The organism is Flavobacteriales bacterium (genome assembly GCA_013001705.1).
GTDB lineage: Bacteria > Bacteroidota > Bacteroidia > Flavobacteriales_D > JABDKJ01 > JABDLZ01.
Genome location: JABDLZ010000274.1, coordinates 1 through 26,845 on the forward strand (window position 1 = coordinate 1; position 26,845 = coordinate 26,845).

At 48.4% G+C, this 26,845-nt stretch carries 20 protein-coding genes and 1 tRNA gene; 8 read left to right on the top strand and 13 right to left on the bottom strand.

Going from position 1 to position 26,845, the window contains the following annotated elements:
* From HKN79_10915 to gldN (HKN79_10935), 5 genes are all read left to right on the top strand, one after another.
* Positions 1-174 (top strand): hypothetical protein (locus HKN79_10915; protein NNC84077.1); only part of this gene is annotated, 174 nt, incomplete at its 5' end.
* 53 nt (positions 175-227) lie between these two features.
* Complete coding sequence (gldL, locus tag HKN79_10920) at positions 228-1,022, top strand: gliding motility protein GldL (protein ID NNC84078.1); 795 nt, start codon at positions 228-230, stop codon at positions 1,020-1,022.
* Positions 1,023-1,066: 44 nt separating this feature from the next.
* Entirely contained in the window at positions 1,067-2,740 is a 1,674-nt protein-coding gene (locus HKN79_10925) for a hypothetical protein (protein ID NNC84079.1), read from the top strand.
* A gap of 20 nt (positions 2,741-2,760) precedes the next feature.
* Positions 2,761-3,609: a gliding motility protein GldN gene (gene gldN, locus HKN79_10930; GenBank protein ID NNC84080.1), complete on the top strand. Its 849-nt coding sequence runs from the start codon at positions 2,761-2,763 to the stop codon at positions 3,607-3,609.
* A gap of 140 nt (positions 3,610-3,749) precedes the next feature.
* Complete coding sequence (gene gldN / locus HKN79_10935) at positions 3,750-4,547, top strand: gliding motility protein GldN (GenBank protein ID NNC84081.1); 798 nt, start codon at positions 3,750-3,752, stop codon at positions 4,545-4,547.
* A gap of 167 nt (positions 4,548-4,714) precedes the next feature.
* Here gldN (HKN79_10935) and era read toward each other — a convergent pair whose 3' ends face one another.
* Positions 4,715-5,599, bottom strand: coding sequence for a GTPase Era (gene era, locus HKN79_10940; protein NNC84082.1), 885 nt, complete (start codon positions 5,597-5,599; stop codon positions 4,715-4,717).
* A 60-nt stretch (positions 5,600-5,659) separates the two neighbouring features.
* Positions 5,660-5,732: transfer RNA gene (locus tag HKN79_10945), tRNA-Met, on the bottom strand.
* Positions 5,733-5,798: 66 nt separating this feature from the next.
* Between HKN79_10945 and HKN79_10950 the strand changes: the two genes are divergently transcribed.
* Positions 5,799-9,044, top strand: coding sequence for a VCBS repeat-containing protein (locus HKN79_10950; protein NNC84083.1), 3,246 nt, complete (start codon positions 5,799-5,801; stop codon positions 9,042-9,044).
* On the opposite strand, the gene HKN79_10955 is transcribed toward HKN79_10950, so the two are convergent.
* From HKN79_10955 to yaaA, 7 genes are read right to left on the bottom strand one after another with little or no spacing between them, the layout of a single operon-like run.
* Positions 9,045-9,305 carry a hypothetical protein gene (locus HKN79_10955; GenBank protein ID NNC84084.1) on the bottom strand — a complete coding sequence of 87 codons (261 nt, stop codon included), beginning with the start codon at positions 9,303-9,305 and terminating at the stop codon, positions 9,045-9,047. It abuts the gene before it with no gap.
* A 5-nt stretch (positions 9,306-9,310) separates the two neighbouring features.
* Positions 9,311-10,189: a UbiA family prenyltransferase gene (locus HKN79_10960; GenBank protein ID NNC84085.1), complete on the bottom strand. Its 879-nt coding sequence runs from the start codon at positions 10,187-10,189 to the stop codon at positions 9,311-9,313.
* Positions 10,190-10,194: 5 nt separating this feature from the next.
* On the bottom strand, positions 10,195-11,127 hold the full coding sequence (locus HKN79_10965) for a mevalonate kinase (protein ID NNC84086.1): 933 nt from the start codon (positions 11,125-11,127) through the stop codon (positions 10,195-10,197).
* Between the two features lie 3 nt (positions 11,128-11,130).
* On the bottom strand, positions 11,131-12,144 hold the full coding sequence (mvaD, locus tag HKN79_10970) for a diphosphomevalonate decarboxylase (GenBank protein NNC84087.1): 1,014 nt from the start codon (positions 12,142-12,144) through the stop codon (positions 11,131-11,133).
* Positions 12,141-13,052, bottom strand: coding sequence for a GHMP kinase (locus HKN79_10975; GenBank protein NNC84088.1), 912 nt, complete (start codon positions 13,050-13,052; stop codon positions 12,141-12,143). Before HKN79_10975 ends, mvaD begins: the two co-directional genes overlap by 4 nt.
* A gap of 10 nt (positions 13,053-13,062) precedes the next feature.
* Positions 13,063-13,764, bottom strand: a complete 702-nt coding sequence (locus tag HKN79_10980) for an FKBP-type peptidyl-prolyl cis-trans isomerase (GenBank protein NNC84089.1) — start codon at positions 13,762-13,764, stop codon at positions 13,063-13,065.
* A gap of 4 nt (positions 13,765-13,768) precedes the next feature.
* Positions 13,769-14,545: a peroxide stress protein YaaA gene (yaaA, locus tag HKN79_10985; GenBank protein NNC84090.1), complete on the bottom strand. Its 777-nt coding sequence runs from the start codon at positions 14,543-14,545 to the stop codon at positions 13,769-13,771.
* Between the two features lie 141 nt (positions 14,546-14,686).
* On the opposite strand from yaaA, the gene HKN79_10990 reads away from it, so the two are divergent.
* Positions 14,687-15,850 (top strand): DEAD/DEAH box helicase, encoded by a 1,164-nt coding sequence (locus HKN79_10990; GenBank protein NNC84091.1) that lies wholly within the window; start codon positions 14,687-14,689, stop codon positions 15,848-15,850.
* Here HKN79_10990 and HKN79_10995 read toward each other — a convergent pair.
* Both HKN79_10995 and HKN79_11000 read right to left on the bottom strand, forming a co-directional pair.
* On the bottom strand, positions 15,847-16,815 hold the full coding sequence (locus tag HKN79_10995; protein ID NNC84092.1) for a DUF4249 domain-containing protein: 969 nt from the start codon (positions 16,813-16,815) through the stop codon (positions 15,847-15,849). The two genes, HKN79_10990 and HKN79_10995, sit on opposite strands and share 4 nt — an antisense overlap.
* Before the next feature lie 4 nt (positions 16,816-16,819).
* Complete coding sequence (locus HKN79_11000; protein ID NNC84093.1) at positions 16,820-19,216, bottom strand: TonB-dependent receptor; 2,397 nt, start codon at positions 19,214-19,216, stop codon at positions 16,820-16,822.
* A gap of 90 nt (positions 19,217-19,306) precedes the next feature.
* Here HKN79_11000 and HKN79_11005 point away from each other — a divergent pair, with 90 nt between their 5' ends.
* Entirely contained in the window at positions 19,307-19,864 is a 558-nt protein-coding gene (locus tag HKN79_11005; GenBank protein NNC84094.1) for a GNAT family N-acetyltransferase, read from the top strand.
* Here the strand turns inward: HKN79_11005 and HKN79_11010 are convergent.
* The gene (locus tag HKN79_11010) at positions 19,842-20,591 is read right to left on the bottom strand and encodes a helix-turn-helix transcriptional regulator (GenBank protein NNC84095.1); all 750 of its coding nucleotides are present in this window, start codon (positions 20,589-20,591) and stop codon (positions 19,842-19,844) included. The genes HKN79_11005 and HKN79_11010 overlap by 23 nt on opposite strands.
* A gap of 210 nt (positions 20,592-20,801) precedes the next feature.
* Positions 20,802-26,845 (bottom strand): HYR domain-containing protein (locus HKN79_11015; GenBank protein ID NNC84096.1); only part of this gene is annotated, 6,044 nt, incomplete at its 5' end.

Genomic DNA, 26,845 nt, shown 5'->3' on the forward strand with positions numbered 1-26,845 from the left:
GCATTGAAAAGGAAAGTCATCAGAGGTGGTTCATGGAAGGATATCGGTTACTATATCCAGACCGGAACAAGAACGTATGAATATCAAGATACGGCCAAATCCTATATCGGATTCCGTTCTGTGATGACCTATCTCGGTCGAGGGAAAACGGGGGATCCTGAGACTTGGAATTGATGTAACACAATAGAAACAAGCATAGAAACCAATAAATAAAAGCGAGGAATAACATGAAACCAGGAAGTAAAGCGTGGAAAAAGTTCATGGCGAAGCTCTACGGTATAGGAGCTTCAGTAGTGATCATCGGAGCATTGTTCAAAATCCAACACTGGCCAGGGGCCAATCTTATGCTCATACTCGGTCTAGGTACCGAAGCAGTGATATTCTTCTTCTCGGCATTCGAGCCTATACATGAAGAAGTAGATTGGACATTGGTATATCCTGAACTAGCTACAGGTGAACAGAATGAACATAGTCCTGCGCTGAAAGGAGGTTCAATGACTGAAGAGCTTGACAAGATGATGGAAGAGGCCAAGATCGAGCCTGAATTGATCGCCAGTCTTGGGGACGGGATGCGTAAACTCTCTACTCAAGCGAATCAACTCTCCGACATCACAGATGCCAGCGTAGCGACCAATGAATACGTGAATCGTGTCAGCACGGCTTCTGCCAAGATGAGTGAATTGACCGATACTTATTCCAAAGCTGCTGAGACCATCATGGGAATCAGTGAATCAGGTGAATCAGGTGTCAATGCAGGTAGTGAATTGGCTCGAATGAATTCGAACCTTTCCAACTTGAATCAGATGTATGAACTCCAACTGGAGTCTGCACGTACCAAACTGACGGCTGCTGATGAAGCTTTCAGTGGAGTGCAATCACTGATGGAGAACTTGAATGCCTCTGTCAATGACACTGAACGCTATAAAGAGAATATTGCAGAACTATCAAGAAATCTTTCTGCACTTAACACCGTCTATGGCAACATGCTGTCTGCCATGAACGTGAATGCAGGATCAAATTGATCTGCCCTCCAGATCGACCATTAAATCACTAAAGTAGAAAGACCATGGCTGGAGGAAATCTCTCACCAAGACAGCAGATGATCAACATGATGTACCTCGTGTTGACCGCTCTGCTGGCCTTGAACGTATCTAAAGAAATACTGGACTCCTTTATCATAGTTGATGAAGGACAGGTTACTGCTCGAAGGGCCTTCGAGGGAAAATTGAGTCAGCAATTGAGCAATTTTGCCTCACTAGCTCAAGAGAATCCTGAGAAATACGGTGAACCGTATGAGAAGGCTGCGACTATTCATGATTCAGCAAGTGAATTGATTACCCATATCAATCTGATCAAAGCCAAGACCATCGCTAAGACCGATGGTCTGGAGATGGAACAGGTCTATGACCCAAAGATGGATACTGTGCTCGGAACGGGTTTCATCAACTCCAAAGACAACTACGATGTCAATACGGAGATCATGATAGGTTCTGAACCTGCATCCCCGCGTACGGAATACAGCGATTCTGACGGAGACACCTACAACTATACTGCCCTTGAGCTCAAGAAGCGCTTGGAGAATTATAGAGATCTGGTGACTACGAATATCAAGGACAACCCAAAACTGATCCAATCGATCAATGAGATCTTCGACTACGGTAAGAAGAGAGATTCTCAAGGTCAGGAGGTGACTTGGGAAGTGCTCAACTTCTATCACGTGCCGATAGCAGCTACCACGGCCCTCCTATCCAAGCTTCAAGCAGATATCAGGAATGCGGAGAATGATGCTATTGGAAACATGTTTGCAGACGTTGAGAAATCATCTTACAAGTTCACCGACCTCACAAGTGCTGTCATTCCGCAAGCTACCAATGTTACTACTGGGGCCAATTATGAGGCAGATGTCTTCTTAGCGGCCTATGATGCACAGAATGTACCTGAGATCCGTCTTGGTAAGCCCGGAGTGCGATTTGATTCTACTCGATTGGAATTGGACGGGGAGTACGATATCCTTGAAATGGAAGGTACCAAAGGGAAAGTCAAACTGCCAGCTGGAGGCCTAGGTCAACAGCAGAGAGAAGGTGTGATCATCTTCACCCCGGTAGGAGGACAACCGGTGGTAGAACCATTCAAACTGGACTATAACGTAGTAGCCCCTACACTTGTGGTCTCACCTACCAAGATGAATGTATTCTATAAGGGAGTGGACAATCCGGTCACCGTTGGGGTTCCTGGATTCGCTGACAAGGACGTAGTGCCGAGTATCAGCAATGGATCCATATCCAAGGGTAGTGATGGATATGTGGTGCGTGTATCAAGTGGTACATCTGCGGATATCAATGTGACTTGTACCCTTCCTGATGGTTCTAAAAAGAGCCTCGGACCAGCTAAATTCCGAGTGAAGTCTGTACCTGACCCCGTGGCCATGTTCGGTGGTAAAGGGACCAGCGATGCGACCATCAAATACAATGAACTCACAGCGTCACAAGGTGTGGCGGCAGTGATGAAGGATTTCGACTTCGATCTGCGATTCTCCGTGACAAAATTCAATATCTCCATGTCCGTTGGCGGGCAGTTCATCACTAAGGCCTCCTCTAGCAATAGGGTCACGCCCGAGATGAAAGAGATGTTGAGCAGAGCTAAGAATGGCCAGAAGGTATTTATAGAAGGTATCCGTGCTAAAGGTCCTGATGGGACCGTACGTTCGCTCGGTTCCTTGGCTTTCAAAGTGGTCAGGTAAACACTGTAATACACACAACGATGAAAAGGTTCTTATTTCTTCTCGCCATAGCTGGACTGCTTGCAACCGATACGGATGTGAAAGCCCAGACCGTACTGGACGGTGCCTATATCAAGGAGCATACCCGTACCAAAAAGGTAGTGCCTTACCCGAGCATCCGAGAAGCTGATGTCATGTGGTCGAAAAGGATCTGGCAGGTCATAGACCTTAGAGAAAAGATCAATCTACCTCTCTACTATCCTACTGAGGAGATCAATGACCGGAAGAACCTATTTGATGTGATCAAGCATGCTTTGCTGGTCGATGGATCGATCACGGCTTACAGCACAGGTGCGCTAGGTGATGATGATGAATTCAAGGTTCCGTTGCTTACTTCTGAGATCAAGGATATGATGTCGACCATCGACACCACATATACCCAGGATCTCGATACGGGCGAACTTGTAGAAGTCATCCAGCAGATCGATGTGCAATCTTCTGATATCAAGAAATACAAGATCAAAGAAGACTGGTACTTCGATAAGCAGCGATCAGAGCGCTATGTGCGTATCATCGGAATTGCACCCATGATCGAGAACAAGGGTGAAGACGGTGAGGTACGTGGATACACAGATATGTTCTGGTTGTATTTCCCTGAGTGCCGATATGTATTGGCCAATTGGGACATCTTCAACCGCCACAATGATGCGGAAAGACGTTCGTATGAGGACTTCTTCTGGAAGCGTCAGTTCAATAGCTATGTGGTCAAGGAGAGTAATGTCTATGACAGGAACATCGCTGAGTATACCACCGGTATCGATCACCTCTTGGAATCAGAACGCATCAAGAACGAGATCTTCGAAATGGAGCACGACCTTTGGTCGTATTGATTCATAAAGAATATTCAATCTTATCAAAGCCACATCATCTGATGTGGCTTTTTCTTTTCTCCATCATACGAAGTCAATCATGACCTCGTTAGACTTCTACCTCCGCCACTTCCCTCCTATCACACCTGAACTGATAGACTATGAAGTGTTCGATCATCTCACTCGCTTGCTTATGTATAGTGAGTTCATTCCATCTTCCCGCCCAAGAGTATCTGCCCGCCCATCACATACGCGAGGCCGATGTGATGTGGAGCCAAAGGGTCTGGAGAGAACTCGACCTCAAACAGAAGATCAATCAGCCGCTCTATTATCCGGTGCATTCTTCTCAAGGGTATTCCAGTCTCTATGATGTACTCACTGAAGCCATCCATAATGGAGTGCTTACAGCCTATGGTACAGGACCTCTTGGACAGAATGACGAGATGGAATATGCCCTGAGTCCTAGCGAGGTGAAGGCCATCACCCATTCTCTGGATAGTGTGTACACACCCCGTCTGGATGGAAATGGTCACGAATTGGTCATTGTAGAGGATAGTATCCGGTCAGAGATGGTCACCCGCTACCGCATCAAGGAAGAATGGATCTTCGACCGGAATCGATCGCAAATGGTCGTTCGAATCCTGGGCATAGCCCCTCTTGTAGAGCAGTTTGCTGAAGATGGTTCTAGCAGAGGGTTCACTACTCTATTCTGGGTGGACTATGGGTCTTGTAGAGATGTGTTGGCTGATGCTCCCGTATTCATCCGGCATAATGACAATAGACAGCTGAACTACGATGACATCTTTGCCAAACGCTTCTTCGATAGCTATGTCGTCAAGTCGTCCAATGTCTATGATAGGCCGATCTCATCTTACGCACAGGGTATAGATGCCCTACTCGAGGGAGAATCCATAGAGGAGGATATCCGGAACTTCGAATTCGATCTTTGGTCCCACTGATGAAACCTTCTTCCAGCTGCTGCGTATAACCCTATGTCTGAGTGAAGAGAGAGAATGAGAGAGTATGGAGAAGACAAGGATTCTAGACCAATGGGGTGATTTCATCCTATTGATGATGTTTTTCGTTTCAACCCACATCATATCACGTTTGATAGAGGTCATTTGACCTATTCGGTATATCCGTAGTATTTGAGTCTATTCTCTTTGCTACGCCAGCCTTTGTCCACCTTGACAAAGGTCTCCAGATATACTTTCTGCCCGATGAAGGCCTCGATGTCCTTTCTCGCTTCTGTGCCCACACGTTTGAGCATGGAACCCCCTTTCCCGATGATGATATTCTTCTGACTATCCCGTTCGACCATGATCAGGGCCCGTATCCTGACCAGTCCTTCCTCCTCTTTATAGCTTTCAACCAATACCTCAGTACTGTAGGGAATTTCTTTTTCATAGTGCTGGAAGATCTTCTCCCGTATGATCTCCGAAACAAAGAATCTCAATGGTCTATCTGTCAACTGGTCCTTGTCGAAGTAAGGAGGCCCTTCAGGCAATAGCTCGATGATACGTTCGTACACACTCTCGATATTGAACTTGTGCAGTGCACTTACCGGGATAACTTCAGCATGCGGAACTTGTTCTTGCCAGTATGCTATGCGCTCCATCACATGATCCTGTTGATGTAGATCGATCTTGTTGATCAATAGAAGCACTGGTATGTGATCCATCTTGCGGATGGTCTCCAAAGTGGGTTCATGATTGGTCTTCTGTTCCTTACCATCGGTCATGAAGATCAGGATATCAGCATCCTTCAGCGCTGTCTTTACATAACTCATCATGTGTTCATGCAGCTTGTAGGCCGCATTGACCAGACCCGGTGTATCGGAGAACACGATCTGGTACTCGGGTCGGTTGACGATACCGAAGACCCGATGTCTGGTAGTTTGAGCCTTGCTGGTGATGATAGAGAGTTTCTCTCCGACCAATTCATTCATCAAGGTGGACTTGCCCACATTGGGACTTCCGATGATATTCACAAAACCCGATCGATGTGTCATAGCAGCAATTAAGTGAAAAATAAAAAGGTCGATTCTTTAGAACCGACCTTTTTTCGCTTGTAGCGGGGGCAGGACTCGAACCTGCGACCCTCGGGTTATGAGCCCGATGAGCTACCAACTGCTCCACCCCGCGATATTGGGACAACGAAGGTAACATTAATTCCTACATTTAACTGCATTATTGCGGCTCCAACATCATATGAGACTCCTCTTTCCTGTATTGATAATCTATCTGATCTCCTGCACCCCATCAAAGAAAAAACAGGGGTCGGTAGAGCCCGAACCTTCTTCTTCCCTCTTCAAAGCACTGAGCGTTGAAGAATCAGGAATTCGATTCTCCAACGACCTCCGAGAGACCAAAGAATTCAACTACCTCAGGTATATCTATACTTATAACGGTGGAGGTGTAGCGATTGGAGATGTCAATGGCGATGGTCTGGAGGACATCCTGTTCAGCGGTAATCAAGTACCTAATAGTCTCTATCTCAATCAAGGTGATCTCAAGTTCGTAGACGTGACCGAGTCCAGTGGCTTGATCGATGGCACAAGCTGGTGCACTGGGGTGAATATGATCGACATAGATGCAGATGGGGATCTGGATCTATATATCTGTCGTAGTGCATCTCTTTCTGATGAAAGCCTCAGACGCAATCTGCTCTATATCAACGATGGAAAAGGAACCTTTAAGGAACAAGGGGCACAATTCGGATTGGCTGATGCCGGATTCAGCACTCAAGCTTATTTCTTCGATTACGACCAGGATGGAGACTTGGATTGCTATGTACTCAATCACCTCACCAAAGTGAAGACTGACCAAGTTGTACACTGGAGTCAGGACGCTTCTTTCGACCCTGCTTTGAGCGATCGTCTTTATCGGAATGAGGGAGGACAATTCACGGATGTCACTGAAGCATCGGGTATACTCAATCAGTGCTGGGGCTTGAGCGCGTGCATTGATGACTTCGACCAAGATGGCTGGCCGGATATCTATGTATGCAATGATTTCAGAGAAGGTGACATTCTCTACATCAACCAAAAAGATGGCACCTTCCGAGATGATCTGAATACACATTTCTCACACACGTCATTCTACAGTATGGGCTCGGATGCTGCCGATCTGGATAATGATGGTCTGTATGAACTGATGGTCTTGGACATGGCTCCTAAATCACATGAGCGCAGCAAGCAGAATATGGCCGCCATGCAGAGAGATGCCTTCTGGAAGATGACCGAGATCGGCTATCATCACCAGTATATGCACAATATGCTCCACTGGAATATCGGCAATGGGAGGTACAGTGAGATCTCTCAGTATGCAGGTATGGCAAATACCGATTGGAGCTGGTCGGCCCTGATGGCCGATCTGGATCTGGATGGCCTGAAGGACATCTATGTGACCAATGGGATCAAGAAAGATGTCAATGATCGGGATTATAAACTATTGATAGAGAACCGGTTCCGATCTGGACAACCGATGGGATTCCAGGAAGTCATGCAGAATTGGCCCTCGCAGAGAGTGGCCAATATCGCCTACAGAAACAGAGGCGCTATGCAATTCGAAGAGGCGCGAGATAGTTGGGGTCTTAATGAAGCTGTGACCAGTCACGGTGCAGCCTATGCCGACCTAGACAATGATGGTGACCTGGATATTGTGGTCAATCATATGGACCGTCCTGCTACGGTCTATGAGAATCATAGTCAAGCTAAGGGAGTGACTATCGACCTACGAGGCGAAGGACTCAATCCTTTTGCTATCGGGGCCCGTTTGACCTATCAGGATTCAGTCGGTCTACAAATACTCACCAAACAACCGACCAGGGGGTTCCAGTCCAGTGTGGGCAACGGATTGACTGTTGCTTTGCGTTCTACAAATGGTAAAATCGCTGTGACCTGGCCCGATGGTACTCAGACTTCATATTCCGGTCCTTTCAGCCCGGGTCGTATCACTCTGAGCAAGGCATCTGGATCGGAAGAAGACCCTCCTACTCTTGTCATCAAGAATTTCTCTGTGTATGATATGGCCTCCATACACACACACAAGGAAAATCCATATGATGACTATCAACGAGAGGTGCTTATACCTCAAAAGATGAGTGGACTCGGTCCGTGTTTGGCAACAGGGGATCTGAATGGAGATGGCGTAGATGACCTCTTCATTGGAGCTTCTAAAGGACAAGCAGCCGGAACATTTCTACTTTCCCAAAACGGGAACTTGACTCAAATCAATGAAGGTCTTTGGAAGAATGAAGTGGAGTACGAAGATGGAGCGGGGCATTTCTTGGATGTGGACGCAGACGGAGATTTGGACTTGATGGTCACGTGTGGCGGGAACGAAGAAGACTCGAGTATAGAAGACTACCCGATTCGCTTTTATCTCAACAATGGACAAGGAGAATTCTCCAAAACCTCTTCACCCCTCGGATATCTGAACAGCAATTCGATAACGAGCAGCGATTACGATCAGGATGGGGATGTGGATGTGTTTTTAGGAGGTAGGCAGGTGGCCGGTCGATACGGCATCAATGCACATTCATTGCTTCTAAAGAATGAATCTGGGACTTTGAATGTGGATGCTAACACCGAGACGCTTTTCGCTGATCTCGGAATGGTCACGGATGTACGCTTTGTGGATGTCAATGGAGACGGATGGGACGATCTACTGATCACCGGAGAATGGATGCCTATACTACTCTCTATCAATGAGCAAGGGAGTCTTCAAGCACCTCGTCCCATATACCCTTCCACTGGCTGGTGGTATGCCTTAGAGACCGTGGATATTGACCGTGATGGTGACCTCGACATCGTGGCAGGGAATCTCGGTCAGAACAACAAATTCCACCCTTCCTCGGAGAAGCCTTTGGAACTATATGTTGGTGATCTGAACAAGGACGGTTCTCATGATATCGTTCTGGCTAAATCGACCTCTGGACGCACAATTCCAGTACGTGGTCGCGATTGCAGTATGGATCAGATTCCGGAATTGGGAATGAAATTTCCATCCTATACTTCATTCAGTCAGGCCGATCTGAATACGATCTACGGCTATCCCAATTTAAGCAAGGCACATCACAGTAGCTTGGATGAATTCGCTTCCTGTATGTTCATCAATAAGGGAAATGGCGAGTTCGAAAAAGTACTGCTACCCTGGCAGGCACAATTAGGACCTATATTGGACATAGAACTGGCTGATATCGATTCGGACGGTTTGGATGATCTGATCATTGCCGGTGGAATCTATGATGTGGAGAACGAGACCACCCGGTACGATGGACAAGTGGGAATGGTCCTCTTCAACAGAGGAGAAACTCGATTCGAAGTGGATGAGCATTACCTGGGATTTCTTCCTTATCCAGTCAAAGCTCTCTCATGGTCTAGTACCACTGCCACTCCTTTCCTGTTGAGCGTAGAGAATAATGGCCCTCTAAGAAGAACTGAATTCGAATAGTCAGAACTTCACAGGACCAGAGAGGTCATCATTGACCACTTTCATGACCATTACGACCTTCGGGCCGTTCTCGAAGACCTTTTTCATCTCCCCGTTCAATACGGACATGATGTCATCATACTCGCCATATAGATGTGAGCTCATCCCATTGGTCTCTATCTCGATACCTTCTCGTTGACGGAGCGATTCCACAAATTCAATGATCGGGGATTTGTATTGCTCTACCAGTGGATACATGCTTAATTCTACAGAAACTCTCATTTTTCTCAGATAAATGGGATACTCAAGATACACAGGATGATCAGTACCTTGTATAGTCGATTGACCGTAGTATGATCCTTCCTGACTCCTTCTTGATAGATGATCAATCCAAGAATGACCGCCATGGAATAGAATACATAATCGATATATCCATGCAAAAGGAATCGAATGAAGAAGGCGATCTGGGCCAAAGAGACCAAGGCGAGGAAGACGATGAATCCAGAAGCTCGTTTCTCTCCCATGACAATAGGTAAGCTTTGTTCACCGATAATGATATCACCTCGTATACCAATGAGCTTTTTGACGATCTCACGTCCGATGATATACACGAATATCAGAGCGATGAATTCGAACATCTTGAGCGTCACCTCTTGATAGTAGGTCGCCAAGCTGAAAAAGGGAGCCACGGTAAGCATGGCGGCACCTATCTCACCCAGATATTTCACTTTCCTGAGTTTGTGGGAATACAGCCAGAGGACGATTGCAAAAAGACTATTGATCACTAGCACCTGCCAGTCTACGAAAAGACTGAGAATTGCTGCTATTGCATTGAAGAGAAAGTAGCAATTGAAGCTGAAGGTGCGTGATATATGCCGATCGAAAAAGGTAGCACGAGGACGATTGATCATGTCCTTCTCTACATCATAAAAGGCATTGATGATGAATCCCGATGCGATGAATAGGATCAGTGCAATAATGGACAGATGGAGTCTATAGTCGAGCAAGGTGGCCCGTATGGATTCTTCAGGGTTGAAGAAATAGATGGCGCTGAGATACAAGGCCACTGTCATTAAAAGGATGTTGTACCATCGTACCAATCCTAGGAGAGCCCAGAATTTGTAGAGGACATAGCGGAGTCTTCGATTGAAGAATCTAGCTGACATATCCTTCAGAAGGAGTAGATACGATTCAGCTGATAGTCCTTGAGAATGCTTGCTGCACGATCATAGTCCTCGGTGAAACCCAAGATGAATCCACCTCCACCGCTTCCGCATAGTTTCAGATAATATGCGTTGGTATCAATGCCTTGTTTCCACAACTTATGGAACACATCGGGTATCATGGGCTTGAAATGGGCCAATAGGACTTTAGAAAGCTCTTTGACATTACTCATCAAAGGCTTAACGTCTTTTTGAAGGAAGGATTCTATGCAAGCGTCATTATACTTCTTGAATTCCTTCTTGAGCATGTTCCTGAAACCTTCTTCCTTGCAGCGTTCCATGAAATGGTTTACCAGAGGCTGCGTCTTACCGGTCATTCCAGTATCCAGCAGAAATATGCCTCCTTTGCTCGTACCTTCTTTAGGTAGGCACACCGTATCCATCTCATTCTTGGATCGAATAAGGATAGGGAGTTTGAGATAGCAGATCAGAGGGTCGAGCCCTGAACTCCGTCCATGGAAATAGGCTTCCATCTGACCGAGTATGGATTTGAGCTTCTTTAGGTCTTGACCTGTAGTACCGGGTGTACTAGGAATAGGGGCGATCGCATAATTGTCATAGATGGCCGCTACAATGGCTCCAGAACTTCCTACCCCGAAACCTTCAGGGATACTGCTATCGAAGAACATACCTTGATCTAGATCCTGCTCCAATCTCTCCAGGTCGAACTCACTGTCCACTCCATTCTCATCCGAACGCAAAAAGGTCAAGAACTTTCTCAATTCCTGATTGGAATACTTGGTCTGATCGGATTCTGAACGGGGGTACTTGAAAGAACCTTGATACGGATGGTACGGTATGGAGAGTCCCATACTGTCCTCGATGATCCCGTACTCCCCGAAGAGGAGTATCTTACCTGTATATAGCGCTTCTTTGAGCATCTCTCAGCCGACTCGTTGAGGTCCCGAGCCCACATTATCACAAATATACGCCCCATTCTGACAGTATCCTATGAACTCCTCACGCACGATATCCATGATCTTTTGAGCACCAGACTCCGGATAGATCAAGTGCACATTGGCACCTGCATCCAGAGTGAAGGTCAACTCGAGTCCTTGGGACCTCATTTCCATGACCCGTTGTATCACCGATACGCTGCCCGGCTTGAAGAGCATGAAATGAGGGTCAGAGCTCATCATCATGGCATGGAGGGAAAGTGCCTCGCGTTCAATCATCTCGGCCAAGGCCATGAAATCCCCGTCTTTTAGCAGCCCGAGCATGTCTCCGATATGGGTGTGTGCTTGATCGAAACGAGCTCGTGCATAGGGATGACCATTCATCAGGTCATGGCCCAAGGTACTGGAGACCTGTTTCTCTCCCTCATCGATAAGAAGGATCGTATCTTGAAGGGTGAGAAAATCAGGATGTATCTGCTCCAGGGGCACTGCATAGCTATCCGAACTCCGCTCCAAATGCTCTGTATCCCCCCAGAGGGTAAATCCTCCATAGACCGATCGACAAGCACTCCCAGAGCCTAATCTGGCCATTTCAGAAGCCAATTTCAGATCGGGTTCATCCTGCCCCTCCCTATCAGCCCAGGCTGATGCGATACACATGGACAAAGCACTCATAGCCGAGGCAGATGAAGCGATCCCACTGCTATGCGGAAAAGTGTTCTCAGAATCGATGATGAGCGTATGATCCTGCAGAAAAGGCGCCAGATGACCGATCCTATCTAAAAAGGTCTCGATCTTAGGAACGAATCCCGACCGCTCTTCTCCCTCGAAGGTGAACCGTACCCGCTCTTCTTCCCTATCGACAAGTTGCAGGGAAGTCTGGCTCAGGCATTTGTCCAAAGTGAAACTGATGGATGGATTGGCCGGTAATTGCACCCCGTGTTTCCCCCAGTATTTCACTAGAGCGATGTTTGATGGGCTGGTCCAGGTATATGTACTCATAAGCGTATCATTTCTTTAAAGGGAACGATGGTATCCATTCCGATGGACCGAAAATGATCCAGATCATTCTCAGCTCCAGTCACCAACATGAAGTCCCCACCCCAGGCTCCCAGATACTTGACGTATCCACCTGAATAGGTGCTATGTTCTTCCATGGCCGTAGGTCTGGCTAGGATCCTGCTCAGAAGAAGATCGTGCTCCCGAAGGATCCGAATAAAAGAATCGAGATCCGTTGTATCCACCAATTCTGAACTCAAGGTGCTGATATGCTCGATATCCCGCTGGCTGACCGAGATATCAGAGAATTCCTGAATGGCCTGTCGGCTATCTTCTTTCTTACCTGTATGAACGAACCACAACGATTCATGGAAGGGTGGATCGAAAACCACCTTATCGACCTTGGGTCTGCTTTCTTCTAGTTGGTACAGGATGGGAGTTCTGGCCAGAGCCACCATCACATCATATCCACTCCCACCGAAGCCGCTCTGAAGCAGGTCGTAGGAATCCACCTCGGCCCATTGGGCTATAGAAGCGATCAAGCTGCTGCTGCTCCCTAGGCCCCATGACCTATCGAACTCCAGATCGGTCTGTACATGGACTCCTTCGGTATGTGATAGAAAAGCGGGATTCAAGTCTCTGGCAGAATGTAGGATCCGGCCCAGACGATCGGCTATTATTCGATCCGTGCTTCCAAGGATATTCAGAGCCGGATCGAATCTTGCTTCGAACCATATCTTACCCGACTCGTCCACTGACCTCCATTCGAGGAAAGCTTCTTGATCAGAATGGGAATGGACCGTCAAATGCTGTCCCTTAGACGTAGGAAGGGCCAGTCCCCTGGCCCCTCTTAACACTAGATATTCTCCGGTGATGAGCAATTTACCACATGCATAGTACGCGGTACTCATCCCTGATCGATCACTTTTTGATCTCGATCAACTCCACATCGAAGATGAGGGTTGCTCCTGGTCCGATCTGGGCACCTGCACCACGGTCTCCGTAGGCAAGTTCAGAAGGAATGTAGAATCTGTACTTCGCTCCTTCTTTCATAAGCTGTACTCCTTCGGTCCAGCCTCTGATCACTTGGTTGAGACCGAATGTGGCCGGTTGACCACGCTCCACCGAACTATCGAATACTTCTCCATTGAGGAGCTTTCCGGTGTAGTGTACAGTCACCTGATCGGTGGCCAGCGGTGACTCTCCAGAACCTTCTTCAAGTACCTCATACTGCAGACCACTATCCGTCACACTGACCTCTGGGCGCTTGGCATTCTCTGCAAGGAACTTCTCTCCTTCTACTTTATTGGCCTTTGATTTTTGGCCGGCTTGTTCCATCTGGAATTGCTGGAAGATACCATTGGCGGTCATTTCATCCATCAGGAGTTCTTCTCCATTCATAGCAGCGAAGAAAGCTGTTGAGAAGGTGGATTTGTCCAAGTCCATGTCCTGGCCTTGAAGATTACTTCCCATAAGCACTCCTAGCGCATAACTCAGCGAGTCTTTCGAATCTGTCATTTCTTTGATTTGATTTTCGGTATTACCGTTGGAAGAGCTACAGGTTCCTGCTACAAGCACTGCGCAGAGGCCTATCACTCCGATCGTCATTAATTGTTTATTCATCATATTATCGCTTATCTCTAGTGAAGACCCATCGGTCTCCTTGTGTGAGTTCTTTATTGAAATAGTATCCTTCTGAGTCGAATGCCTTAAGATGCTCTACGTCATCCAAACGATGCTCGACCGCAAATCGTGCCATCATGCCCCTGGCCTTCTTCGCAAAGAACGACATCATCTTGTAGGTGCCTTTGTGCGCCTCTTTGAATTCCGGTGTGATGACACGGATACCTGCCTTGTTCAATCGGACTGCCTTTGCATACTCATTGGAAGCAAGATTGACCACCATGGGATTCTCGGCAGACTCGAGTTCTTCCTTGATCTCATTCAAAAGGGTGTCTCCCCAGAAGCTGTATAGATTCTTTTTTGCAGCCGTCACCTTGAAATCGGATCCCATCTCCAAGCGATAAGGCATGATCCGATCCAAAGGCCTCAAGATACCATAGAGTCCGGAGAGGATGCGCAGATGGGACTGGGCATATTGCATGTCCTTCTTGCTCCATTCTTTGGCCTGTAGACCCTGATATACATCGCCTTGGAACATGAGTACGGCCTGCATGGACTCTTCTGCCTGTGGCTCGGCTTGCCAGTGTTGGAATCTGTCGTGATTCAATAAGGCCAGATCCTTGCTGATCCCCATCATGCGTTGAAGGCCGATCGGGGTCTTCTTCTTCAGTTTCTGCACCAGGTATTCTGCCTCTTGGATATGCTCTGGATTCGTGTGACCAAATCGGTCATCGAGGCCTTCACAGACGAGTTTTTTAGCAGGTGAGATGAGGAATAACATATCGTTCTACTGAATGCGGGTGCAAAGATACTCGATTGCGATTCTGTACCGGTCGATAGCTTACATTTGTCGCTTAATTATCCCCGCGTGAGATTTAATGAATTAGCACTGCACGAGAGCATCCTCGAGAGTTTGGACAGCATGGGTTTTGAAACTGCGACCCCTGTGCAGGAACAGACCATTCCAGTGATCATGGAAGGTCGGGACATCATTGCTTGCGCCCAGACAGGTACTGGTAAGACCGCTGCATTTCTCATCCCGGTGCTGCATCATATCATGACCAAGCCGTCCAAAGCGGGGATACGTGCATTGGTCATCGTACCTACGCGAGAGCTCGCCATACAAATCGACAACGAGTTACAGGGCTTCTCTTATTTCACGAGTTGTACCTCTCTAGCCGTATATGGCGGTGGGGATGGAAGTGATTTCGACCGGGAGAAGAAAGCGCTCAAAGAAGGAGCCGATTTCATCATAGCCACTCCGGGACGAATGAAATCCCACATGAGTATGGGCTATGCAGCTGTAGAAGGCATGGATTTCCTGATTCTGGACGAAGCCGATCGTATGCTGGATATGGGATTTGCCGAGGATATCAATCAGATCATCTCTTATCTGCCCGAGAAGCGTCAGAATCTTCTCTTCTCCGCCACATTCCCGCCTAAGATCCGGCAGTTGGCCAAAGAGCTCTTGAATGACCCGGAAGAGGTCAGCATCGCCATCAGTAAACCGGCAGAGGGTGTGATGCAGGTGGTCTATCTCTGCTATGACAAGAACAAAGAGGACCTCATCGGGCATCTCCTGAAAGGGAAAGAGCTGAAGAGTGTCATCGTATTTGCCTCACGTAAGACTACGGTGAGCAGTCTCGCCAGACGACTGAAGAAGATCGGACTGAATGCTGCTCCTATAAGTTCCGATCTGGACCAGGAACAGCGGGAAGAAGTCCTACGGAAGTTCCGTGCCAAACGCCTCAACATCTTAGTGGCCACAGATATCATGGCGCGAGGTATCGATATCAAAGAGATCGAGCTGGTCATCAACTATGAAGTTCCCAATGATGCCGAAGACTATGTACATCGCGTAGGTCGCACGGCCCGGGCATCGACCACGGGCATTGCTATCACCTTGGTCAATCAGGAAGAACAACGGAAATTCCAGAAGATCGAGGAGTTGATAGAGATGGAGATACGCAAGCAACCTACTCCAGCAAGCATCGGAGAGACTCCCGACTGGAATCCAAAGGCCCGATTCAGTTCAGGTAGGGGTGGCCGCAGACCGCAGCGCAAGAAGGCGAAAAGACGCTCTTAAGGGACACAGATCACCGTATCGTATACGGGCGCATAGCCCGCCCATAGACCCAGACCTCCATTGACATTGCTTGGGAGGTTGGTAGGCACCGCAAAGGGAGACCCATTGTTCACCAATTGATCATCAGAGATAGTGTAGTAGTCATAGACCTCCAAGGGTACTGAGGAGAATTCTACTACAACTGTATCGTTGAGTTTGAAGAAGCCATCTTCTTCATTGTTATCGTCCTCGGCCGCGCTATTGGGGACATTCCCTCTATTGTAGAAGATCTCGAAACTCAGCCCATCGAAGAACCGGTCTTCGAAAGTGGATCCCAATGGAGCGATCATCCCGAAATCCTTCTGTTCACCATTGGGATAGCTATTGATGCGCTGAGCTCTCCAGCGATAGGCATTGCGCTCTCCGGGAGGGTCGTTGAGCCAACCGTGTATGAAACCCAGACTATCACTATCCGCCCAGAATTGGAACCACAGACTGTCCAGAGGAATAGGCGTACCGATGCGTGTCTGAGCATCCAATTGCTGGCCATCGATAGTCTCGATCTCCAATAGGTAATCGGTCTCCAATTCTCCTAGCATCTCACCGCTCAGGTCGGTATAGATACAATAGGAGATCTGGGCCAGGTCCTCGGGGGCGATGCCTAGCAGCTCGGCCGCTATTTCCAGCTCATCGGGGCTCAGGTCTTCTGCACATATCTCGGTCAGTGGGACGGTATCCGTTCCGTTGCTGATAGTCACTGTCGCATCATTTACAAAGAGTCCACTGAGTGAAGAGGGGTCCAGTGGGGCATTGAAACTCTGGGTGCGTGTCAGGAAGAGCAAGGGAGGTTCTCCCAGGAAGATAGCTCCGTCCACCACCACTTGAGATTCCACATCAGGGAAATCGATGTCCACATCACGTTCACAGGAGACCATGAAAAGGGAGATCACAAGGACCGATAGAATGCTATGTAGGTACTTCATCATGATCTCAGAATTTGAAGTTCCATGTGATAGAGGGCAGTACCGAGAACAGACTCACCTGCTTCACATTGAATTTGAATTGCTCATTTCCGGGTTCGGCAAAGGTCTCTATGTAGTAGAAGAATGGGTTGGCCCGGTTATAGACATTATAGACTCCGAAATTCCACGAGGTCTCCCACTTCCGCTTTTTCACCATCTCCTCACCGCTGATGGGGTCGATCTTGATCTTCTCCATGGGTCGATTGTAGGTGGCCGAGAAATCGAATCGATGGAAATCCCGCATTCTACTGCTATTCCTTGGTCCATACTCGAACTCTACCCGTTGTGAACTGGGAGTGAAGTACCAGGCCTCTGGCAAAGTGATGGCGCTACCGGTGCCGTAGACGAAGGTCCCGCCCAGTGTCCATTTATCGTTGAGCTTGTGCGTGACGGCCAGTGAGACATCATGCCTCCGATCGAATCGCGCAGGGAATTCTTCTCCGTCCAGAATTTGTTCGAATTGCCGGGTGGTGTGGCTGAGTGTATATCCCAACCAGCCATTGGTACGTCCGACCCGTTTTTTCAAGAACAGCTCTAGTCCGTACGATTGTCCGGTACCGAAGGTGAGCTGATTGTCCACATTGTTAAGCGCACCATCCTGGGGCATCTCTCCTTCTTTGTACTCGATCTGATTGAATAGGTCTTTATAATAGACCTCGATACTGGCCTCATAGGTATCATCTAGGAAATTCCTGAAATAGCCTGCATTGTACTGATAGCCGATCTGTGGCTCTACAATCTCAGAACTCGGTATCCACAGGTCTGTGGGTAATCCGAGTGGAGAGAAACTGGCCAAGTGGATGAACTGCAGATTGCGTGTGAAAGCCGCCTTGATGGAGGAGACATCATTCAGCGCGTAACGAAGACTGAATCGAGGTTCAAGACCGAAATAATCTACGATGGGGGCTCCTCGGTCATACTCGATGATATCCACGGTCTCATCGCCTTCCTTGACATATCGCTTGAAAGGACCATGCTGTTCGAAATATGGAACACGTAGTCCCACATTGACAGTCAGTCTATCGGTGACATCGAAATCATCCAGGATATAGGCTGCTGACTCTGAGGCGTAGATCTGTTCCTTCTCACCGGTGTTGAGTTCGGTACCTCCCAGATCGACTTCAGCAAAACTCGGGGTGTAGCGATGATTCACATAACCAATACCGAATCGGATACGGTGGCGAGGCGAGGGGTAGTAACTCCAGTCACTCTTGATCGTGTAATCTCGGATACCTGAGGAGAGTTTGAACGAGAAATCATCCTGACGACCATCGAATGAGAAGGTATAACGGGTATAGGTCGCGGTCGTGTTGGTGAAGAGACGCTCATTGACCACTTTGTTCCATCTCAATGAGGTGGTCGCATTCCCCCAGGGTATCCCGAAGTCCAGATCAGCATCTGGCTGAGTGAAATTGAAATTATCCCTTCCGAAATATCCGGAGAGGTAGACCCGATCCGTTTCTGATATCTTCCAATTGACCTTGGCATTGAGGTCGTAGAAGAAATACCCGGTTCCACTGAAATCACTGTTCTGAAGGAAGGGTTTGGTAAGCACATCGATATAGGTCCTACGTCCGGAGATGATAAAGGAGGCGGTGTCCTTCTTGATCGGACCTTCCAAGGTCAAACGTGAACTGATCAGACCGATTCCACCACTCCCTGAGAACTGCTTGGAGTTCCCCTCATTCATGGTGATATCCAGGACCGAGGCCAGTCTTCCTCCATAATTGGCCGGCATACCGCCTTTGATGAGTTCTATGTTCTTGATGGCGTCAGAATTGAATACACTGAAGAATCCGAAGAGGTGGGAAGCATTGTACACCACGGCCTCATCCAGAAGGATCAGGTTCTGATCCGGTCCCCCTCCCCGTACATAGATACCGGCATTCCCCTCCCCTATGGCCGATACTCCCGGAAGCAGTTGGATGGTCTTGAGTACATCTACCTCCCCGAATACGGCCGGCAGTTCCTTTGCCTGTTTCACCTCTAATTTGGCCACACTCATCTGGCTGCTCTCAATGTTCCTTTTCCGTTCTGCTTCGATCACAACTTCTTTGGTCGTGATGGCATTGTTCTTCATCTCGATATTGAGCGAGATGTTCTGATCGAGTACCAGATTCTCTCTGAAATCCCGAAAACCTAGATACGAGACCACCAGATCGTATTCACCTTGAGGCAGGGTGATGGAGAAGAATCCATAGGTATTGGTCGTTGTACCCTTCAGCCCTTGTTCTACGAAGACATTGGCACCGATCAAGGTCTCCCCGGACAATTCATCGACCACATAGCCCGAGATGGTGTGGTTCTGAGCCAAAAAAGCCAGAGGTAAGCATAAGAGGATGTGGACTATCCACGCGATGCGCATAAACAAGGGTATTTTATCGAGGACACAAAGCTACATCCATCGCTGCATGGATCGGGGAACTCATCATTAAATTAGCCTGCTCATCACATTATGGAGCACTTTCTACTTGCACCGGACTTTGAGACCTCGCGTCTGCGCATCGCATATCATGACGATGTCAACTGGAAGGATTGGACTGCATTTTTTATTCCAGAGAACCTAGCTTATCTCGGATTAGAACCGGACCTCGGCCCTGAAGAACTTAGCAAGTCCTGGAGTCTAAGACAGCGAGGCAGATATGAAGAAGGGCATGGGGCTGTGCTATTCCTTGACAAAGTATCGGGGGACGTGGTAGGGAATGCGGGATTGATCAAGAAGTGTATCAATGGAATCGATCTGATCGAAGTAGGATATAGTCTACTCAGTTCGAAACAAGGGAACGGATATGCTACGGAGATGGCCCAGGCCATACGCGATGAAGCCTTTCTCAAGACAGATGTCGATGAACTATGCTCTACGATCCATCCGCATAATCTATCCTCACAGCGTGTCGCAGAGAGAAATGGAATGCGCATTTTCAAACGCACTCAGGATAAAGGAATGGACTTGGATATTTGGAAGATTACGCGAAAAGAATGGGAAAGAATCAGACCCAATTCTCAGAAATAGCCTTCATGGCCAGGTTTTTCGTGCTTTTGACATTGGTCTTCTTGATCATGTTCTTCCGATGACGATAGACCGTCTCTTTGGAGATATACAATCGCTTGCTGATCTCCTCGCTCGAGTATCCTTTGACGATCAAGCGTAGCACCTCTTCTTCCCGCTTGGTCAGGATAACACCTATCTGGGTCTTGGTTCGCGACCTACGCTTTCGTTGACCGGGATGTTGGAATCGATAGCGGACCCTTCCGAATTGCTCTGTATCGGTGACATCCACGAAGAAGTGGAATACACATGCCGCTCTTCCTGCATCATCCTGTTTGATGATGAATGAATTCCGATTGATGATATGATACGTACCTGAGCGATCGGCAAACCTGAATTGGGCTGTAAGCAATGTGCGCTTGATAGATCCATTCCGGGCCCTATTGAGCCAGGTGATGAGTTGGATGTCTGTAGAAATGACTTCGGCCAGATCCTCTGGATGAACATTCCAATAGAAGGAATCCAGATCGAAAGTTCCACTGTCATGGCCAAAGGACTCTTCCAATCCATTCACTTCTTGGAATTCATTACTGGCGAGGCATTGAACGATCTGAAAGTCAAAAGGGAGATCCTCCAATCGCTGGATGAAGAACCGGTCTTCTTCTGTCCAGTCTACATCCCCTACATGATATTCACTGAGTTTAAGACGGAGGGTATCGAGCTGTTTTGCAAACGCTGGTTGGTCAGTCATACTTAGTTGGTTTAGTGGTCTAGTATTCCGGAATTTCTTCCAGAACAGGTCTAAATTATGTCATTTGTCGATGAATCGCCAGTATTTATCGATGAAATTATCCCTGTGACCAAGCTATCCCCTGACTATCAAGCAGTTCTAGTACTCAATATGCCATAAAAAAAGGGGCTGTCCGCAATGGACAGCCCCTGGGTTTGTTTGATTATAGGATTATCGTTGGATAGTCACTCGCTTAGTTACGACAGCATCATCACTGATCAATCGCACTAGATAGATACCGTTGTTCAATTCCTCGAGGTCGAGGGTCATGAACTGATCGGTCACTCTATCCTGTCTGTGCACCAACTTACCTTCAGCATCCATGACTTCGAGATTGAAGATCTCCATGTCTGTGCGGATACTGAATTCTCCAGTGTTCGGGTTCGGGAAGATGTCTACGGAGTAGATCTCTTCAGACAGAAGCTTGTTAGCTGCTGCATCTTCTCCACCTTCTACTATGGCTGTTCCACATGGCATAGAGATATTTCTCCAGCTGGTGTAACGCTTGGTGTACTCCGTCCATCCTGGTAGGTTGGGCGAATCGTCCAACTTACAGAGAGAAACGACTCTCCACTGATAGTTACCCGGAGGTAGCGTATCCATTGGGAGGTATGCCACATGGATGTTGGAATTGTAGTTCCTCTCCACCCATAGGAATTCAGTACCACCTTGCTCTCTCACTTGGATCAAGTAGCGCTGAGCACCAGGTGCAGGATCGAACTTGAGCTTCATGAATCCTTTATCAGGACGGCAGATTGCTTGCAAGTTGGATGCTGGTCCGATTCTTCCCACTTTGACTGTAGCAGTCATCACAGAAGAATTACCGGCTTCATCCGTCACGATCCAGGTCACAGCGGTCTCTTCACCGGCTGGATAGTCATCCAGTCCAGAAGAAGTTCCCGTATTGAGACAGAGATAGCTCAAGTCACCACACTGATCGTAGCATACCGGAGGTAACACATCCACCGTAGCTCCACACACATTCGGATCGAAGTCATACTCATAGTAGTCCTGGAAGAACAATACGAGAGGAGCTTGCGTATCCGTAACGGTCACTGTGAATTCACAGGTACTGGTATTACCTGACAGGTCAGTCACTACATAGCTCACCGTAGTCGTACCGATCGGGAAGTTACCGAAGGCATTGCCATTCGATTGTCCGAGGATCTGTACAGTCGGATCGCTGGAGAACGGACCGGCCAAGCTTGCTACTCCACAATTGTCATCGACATCACCGAGTGTCGGTTCAGTCCAAGACGCAAGTGCGAGACAGTTGTTGGTCAATGCAGGCAGCGAGATATCATCTGGGCAGTAAGAGAATGATGGCAATTCATCATCCAGTACTGTGATGGTATTCGTGCACGTGGCCGAGTTACCAGCTACATCTTCCACTGTCCATGTGATGCTATATGGTGAGCCAGTAGCTGAGAAGGACTCGCCATCTAGGCTTGCTTCACCGTTATAGTCATTGGTCAGTGTCAAGTCACATGCCTCTACAGAGCCGATGACCACAGAACCGAGTGCCTCATAGGCCGCATCCCAGAATGCTCCATCTACAGGATCGTAGAACGGAGAAGTTCCGTCAGCAGTCCTTGGGTTGGCAGCTCTTCCGCGGATAGTGAATCCGTATTGGATCTGACCCGCAGTAGGCTGAGAATTCAAGTAGGCCACTGTAAAGGTCTCACCGGCAACGAGTGCAGCGGTGTTCTCTTCTAGGAGCACACTGAAGTCAGCAGTGAACACTCGGATGAATGCATAGGCTATGTAGTCCTCATCCAGATCATTGCTGGTGACCTCACCACTGAAGGTGAATGTCTGACCAAGCAACTCATTGGCCGGGATGAATGCTGAACCTTCCATGATCTTGTTACCAGATCCATCGGGGTTGAACCAGTATGGGTCCAGATCACCGATACGGTTCGGCTTCAGTTCGACAGTGTTCGTTCCTGCATCGATAAGTGCAACGATATCAGCTACACCCCATCCTGTTGCGAATGCGGGAGCTCCACCGTTCTCCGGTGTCTCGAAGACATTCATGAATCCGGCCCATGGACCTGATCCATCGATCGTCCTCGCGTTATCACCTAGAGCGGTGTTATCCGCAATCTCAGGATCGAACTCGGTTCCTGCCTCATAGTGGCAGTCTCCAGGCACTCCATCGCCAGTTGTGGTCACAGTCGTATCTGCTGCACACTCGATCGTAGGAGGTAGAGGATCGATCACTGTGACAGTGGCTTCACAGCTCACGGTATGACCCGCAGCATCGAAGACCGTCAAGATGACCAGATTCTCACCTAGATCAGCACAGCTGAACTGAGACTGACTCACATAGAAGAAGGCCTCACAGTTGTCATAGGATCCGCCATTGATAGTCAATGGATTTGGATCGGCTTCGGTAGCAGCGATAGATGCAGTACCATCAGGGCCGAGGAACAGGAATAGATCCTGACATACGACCACTGGGTCCTCATCATCTATCACCGTTACATCGAATGAGCACGTCCAGGAATTACCTGCGGCATCTGTCGCCAAGTAGGCCACCGTAGATGTACCCACAGGGAATTGGAAGGTCAGTGATGAACTATTCGTAGTCTCCTCAGGTCCGAGTAGGGTGTTCTCACCTTGAGTGATCACACACTGGTAGGACACAACCCCACAGTCGTCTGCAAGATCAGGTGTCTTCCAGTTGTATGGAGCCGAACAGTTGTAGTTCGCAAATCCATCCATAGAGGTATAGAGGGTCACATCTTCAGGACAGAAGTTCGGTCCGATCTCTACCGGAGCGATATCATCGATCACAGTGATCACCTGCACACAGGTGTCTGAAGAATTACCTTCCTCATCGATTGCATACCAGTATAAAGTCGTCACTCCAACAGGCAGCGGTTGACCGAAGGTGAATCCTGCGAATGGGAACGCCTGATCGAATATATCAGCTGCTCCCTCTCCGAATATTCGGAGTTCAGCAGCACAATTGTCATCGATCAATGGCGCTGTTATCACAGCAACGCCTTCACATGCGTCTTCAGAGGAAGAACTACCGACCGTCACATCATTTGTAAAGTCACAGTTGATGGTAGGTGCCTGATCATCCGTCACATTGACAAAGGTCTGACAGCTCGACTGGTTACCACATGGATCCTCAGCGTAGAACTCGATACAGTAGTTACCTGGTCCAAAGGTCTGGGAAGCATCGTTCCCAGCAAATGGTCCAGCAACAGCACCTGTATTGACATTCTTCACATTATACCAGAACTCTACTTCTTGGCAATCTGTAGCAGAAGCTAGCAGAGGCACGAATGTGGAGCAGAGATCGGCATCAGTTGTGACATCTATGGTCGCACCGTCATTCGGACATACGATGGCCGGAGCCGTAAAGTCTTGGAAGCTGATACGTTGCTCGTAAGTAACAGAGTTACCACAGGCATCGGTCGCTTGCCATACTCTCACACGCTGCTCGAATACATTCGGCTGACCCAACCATGAAGTACATCCTTCAAAGGTGAGTGTATCATCGGAGATCAACTCCAACTCCACATAGCAGAGGTCTTCAGCTTCTGGCTCCAGATCCAAGGCATAGCCTAGGTACAATCCTGCATTCGGATCATCACAGTTGATGAAGCGATCCAGCATGTTAGGAGCGGTGGTGAAGTACGGAGCGATGGTATCCTTGACTGTGATCACTTGATCACAAGAATCCACTGCACCCTCGTTATCCTCAACTCTCCATGTACGTGTGATCATATATGTATAGAAATCACATTGTGTTGGATCATCTCCTTGTGTGGACTCATCAGAGTAAGTGACAGTTCCACCACAGTTGTCCATGGCCAACGGTGCACCTGTGATACCGAGAACGGCATCAGCACCTGCATCGGTAGCTGGGTTCCATGCATCGAAGTCCACTTGACTGAACGGTGAGATCGCTGGGAATGGAACATCCACTCCAGGATCGGGGTCACCATCATTGTCCGTGTGACATGCAATCGTGATATCAGCTGGGCACTTGATGTGCGGATCGCGCTTATCCTGGATAGTGAGGTAGCTGTAGCAGCGATCCTCATTACCGGACTGGTCGATCACGATCAAGCAGATCTCGAAGGTGCCTATGTCATCACAATCGAATGTGATACACTCGCTAGGCTCTTCTCCACTACCTTCTACATGAAGGAGTAGGGTGAGTTCACCATTCTCGCAATTATCCGTACCAGAACCGATATCATCCGCACAAAGCGTGACCGTACCGCTGTTCTTCAGACCGAAGGTCTTATCCGTACAACCGGCATTCGGCTCGTTGGCCTCGTTCATGGCCTCATCGACCACCACGGTGTTCTGACAGATCTCAGCAGAATTACCCGCATCGTCTGTAGCGATCCATGTGATAGTAGTCACATAGACTGAGAATGTGGCGTTGAAGAAGGCTCCAGAAGAAGCAATGATATCTGCTTCGCCATCGCTTCTGACCCCTTTCAGGCTCAGATCGGCATCGCAGTTATCAGAGACCGAAGGAGCTCTGAGCAGTACATCTGCTTCACATTCTCCTATAGCTGCAGTCACCGTATCGGGATCAGCGTAGCAGAATCCTGTAGGAGGTGTGTTATCCACGACACCTACATTGAAGAGACATGACGTACTGTTTCCTTGAGAATCAGTAGCTATCAGCTCGATGATGTTGATCGGACCTGCTATCATGGTGCCAGGGGCAGGGTCCTGAGTCACTGTAGGTTCTTCCGTTCCACAAGCGACCTGGGCCGTAGCCTCATCTCTGTAATCAGCGAGAGGTACCATACAATCCGTATCATCCGGACCGGTCATGACGATCTGATTTGCAGGACATGCAATCGTAGGTCCTACGTTATCCTCGATAGTGATGGTGAAGTCACAAGACTCCGAATTACCACTGTGATCGTAGGTAGTGATGGTCACTACGAAACTCTCACCGGTATTCGGTGTGATTCCCGCGATGTCACTGATCAAGGTACCTGGAGCTGGGCTCTGGGTAGTTGCACCTACATCGATTCCACAGTTGTCATCCACAATGGCCAGACCTCTGTAATCCCCAAGCGTGAGGGTATCACAATCGAAGTCGAAGGTCAGTGTAGAGTTCTCTGGGCACTCGATAGTCGGCTTCTCTACATCGTTGATGGTCACTGAGAAGATGCAGAAGACAGTGTTTCCTGCGTCATCAGTAGCCTTGTACTTGATGTAGCGAACTCCCACTGGGAAGGCAGCAAATACGTTGCCGTCACCGAATACAGTAATGGTAGGATCGATGTTAGCTAGATCAGCATCGCTGTCGAAAGAGACATAAGGTCCTTCTAGAGATACCGGACATTCTGGTAGGCAGTTGTCCAAGATATCTTCCAGCTCGGGCTCATGCCATCCGGCATTGTTAAAGCACTCTCCGGGGAGATTATCCATAACGATGTCATCCGGGCAGTAATCGAAGGCCGGAGCCTCGTCATCGAAGACAGTGACAACAAAGTCACATAGGCCTTCATTCATATGGCAATCCCAAGAGCGAAGCTCTACGATCCACTCACCTTTCTCGAAGATCTGGCTGCTCAGATCCAGGATCTGATCACCGTCTGGAGGAGTAGGTAGATTGGCGAAAGCCTCCCAATTCCTGTAGATACTGCTATCCGCGGCATTCAGTATGCGATACTGAACACTGGATACACAGCAGTTATCCGTAGTCGTGATGATCAAGCTATCCACTGTAGTCTCACAATCCGAACCGGTGTAGACCAGTTGATCGAGAGGCAGTGTAGCTCCTGTCAGACCGTTGGCATAGATCGTCCCTGAAGTACCTACGAGGTAGTCATCTGGGCAGTCTATGATCGGATCCTCATCATCGGTGATGACGACCGAATACATACAATCCACAGAATTGCCTTGCTCATCATAGACGGTGTAGGTGACGTAGGTCGTTCCTACCGCGAATGCAAAACCACCCAGGGTATCTGGAAGATCGGCAGTGTAGATGACACCGCTTCCTGCGGAAGCTCCGGTCATATCATACTCTACACGATCCACAGCACAATTATCATCCACTACTGGAGATACATCTGCGGTGTAAGTACACACTCCTGGATCAGCTGAAGCCACTATATCAAGCGGGCAGGTGATCGTAGGGTCGATGTTGTCGAACACCGTCACAGAGAATGAGCATTGTACCATATTCCCTTCCGCATCCATGGCCGAGTAGACCACTG